This is a genomic window from Streptomyces huiliensis (assembly GCF_020037025.1).
Classification (GTDB): Bacteria; Actinomycetota; Actinomycetes; order Streptomycetales; family Streptomycetaceae; genus Streptomyces; species Streptomyces huiliensis.
In genome coordinates this window covers 1-1,197 of record NZ_JAIQLH010000291.1, presented here as the reverse complement: position 1 = coordinate 1,197, position 1,197 = coordinate 1, and the positions used below count along the sequence as shown (strand labels likewise).

The 1,197-nt window shown below is 75.2% G+C and carries 2 protein-coding genes; one reads left to right on the top strand and one right to left on the bottom strand.

Features of this window, described 5'->3' with window-relative positions:
- The first annotated feature begins 117 nt into the window (after positions 1–117).
- Complete coding sequence (locus JNW98_RS31410; RefSeq protein WP_223771702.1) at positions 118–660, top strand: AAA family ATPase; 543 nt, start codon at positions 118–120, stop codon at positions 658–660.
- A 90-nt stretch (positions 661–750) separates the two neighbouring features.
- Here the strand turns inward: JNW98_RS31410 and JNW98_RS31405 are convergent.
- On the bottom strand, positions 751–1,197 hold a 447-nt coding region (locus tag JNW98_RS31405; RefSeq protein WP_223771701.1), incomplete at its 5' end, for a zinc-binding dehydrogenase.

Here is a 1,197-nt window from a genome sequence, read left to right as displayed (position 1 = left end):
TATGTGATCGGGGCCCTATGCGTGGCCTCACAGCCGACGCTCCTCGGCGTCGACCGTCCGTCGCTGTGCGGAGTCGCCAGGATGGCGGGCGTGTGTCCTCTGAGGGAAAGGTTTTCCGTGGACCGTGGCGGGTGTCTGATCCTTTCCGGGCTGCCCGGGGCCGGGAAGACGAGCGTGGGGCGGGAGGTGGCCGGGAGGCTGGAGCGGTCGGCGTTGGTGTCCGGGGATGCCGTGGCGGACATGATCGTGCGGGGCCGGGTGAGTGTGGTGCGGCTCCCGGAGCCGGAGGCGCGGCGGCAGCTGCTGCTCCGGGCGCGGAACAGCTGCTCGCTCGCCGCGAACTTCGCCGACGCGGGCTTCACCGCGGTCGTCGACCACGTCGTCCCGGACCGGGAGGTGCTGGACCTCATGGTCGGGCTGCTCCGGCCGCGGCCGGTGCGGTTCGTCGTCCTCGCGCCGCCGGTCGGGGTGTGCCGGGCGCGGAACGCCGCGCGACCGGAGCGGGAGCGGGTCGACTACGACGTGGGGCCGCTCGACCGGTCGATGCGGGAGCGGCTGGGCGGCGTCGGGTGGTGGCTGGACACGGCGGGGATGAGCGTGGAGGAGGCGGCCGGGGTGATTCTGGAGCGGGGGGATCGGGGTGTCGTGGGTGGGGTGTGACTCCTGGGTGCCGCCTCCTCTCGGCAGCGTCGGAGGGGGCGGGGTGCGGGCGACTGTCCCTGGTCGTCGGCTCGGCCCTCCGCCCCGCGGTCAGTCCGGCAGAAGGACCAGCTTTCCCGTCGTCCCGCCCGCCTCCCCCGCCGCATGGGCCACCGCCGCCTCGGACAGCGGGTGGGTGCCGGCGATCACCGGGCGGAGGCGGCCGGACGCCGCCAGGTCGGCGAGGGCGGTCATGCCGGCGTGGTCCGCCTCCACGATCATCACCTCGCCCCGGACCCCGGCGACGCGGGCCGCCGCCGCCAGTTCCTCCGTGCCATGGGGCTGGAGGGAGACAAGGGTGCCGCCGGGGCGGAGGAGGGGGAGGGAGCGGGTGCGGTAGTCGCCGCCGAGGGGGTCGAGGACGACGTCGAGGGGGTCGGTGATCGTGGTCGCGAAGTCCGTCCGCCGGTAGTCGATCAGTTCGTCCGCGCCCAGGTCGCGCAGGAGGGCGTGGTGGGCGCCGCGGGCCGTACCGGTCACGTGGGCGCCCCGGGCCTT